The following is a 529-nucleotide window of genomic DNA, read 5'->3' on the forward strand; positions in this document are numbered from 1 at the left end:
TGTGGGGACTAGCCCCCTGCGAAGCGTGCCAGTATGGTACACACCCCCACTTCTTTTGCGACCGCAGGAAGTGCCTTCGGTATTGCCACAAAGAAACAAAAGGCTATTTTTTAATTTAAATATATAGTTTATTTTATATTCAAATATATTTTATTATTTATAAAAGGAGTATATTAAATGCAAAAAAATATTTTTAAATGCAAAGAGTTTTTTAATAGATACATTGTAGAGGAAACGGTTTATAAAGAGGCTGATAATGATGAGTTTATGCCAGTTAAAATATATAGCCGTTCTACTTTGGGAAGTAAGTTTAATGATGAAGACATTATAAGCATTAACAGACCAACTTTTAGAGAGAATCTTGATTATGTAAAGGCTAAAGAAAACAATAACACAGAAGATGATATATTTGTTTGGCTTGATGTGAGGATTAATGATGAGTTAGCTACAAGCTTACTTGATAAATGGAGCACAAAAGATATTAATGAGTTTGCACAGGTGATAAAAAGTTTTTTGTTAGAGAGGCGAG

General features: G+C 32.1%; 1 protein-coding gene. It reads left to right on the plus strand.

Annotated features, from left to right (window positions below; translation table 11 throughout):
• Positions 1–177: 177 nt before the first annotated feature.
• Positions 178–529: hypothetical protein (locus E6A48_RS09425; protein WP_219709964.1), on the plus strand; the 352-nt coding region annotated here is incomplete at its 3' end.

This window comes from Brachyspira pilosicoli (assembly GCF_019402445.1).
Classification (GTDB): Bacteria; Spirochaetota; Brachyspiria; order Brachyspirales; family Brachyspiraceae; genus Brachyspira; species Brachyspira pilosicoli_B.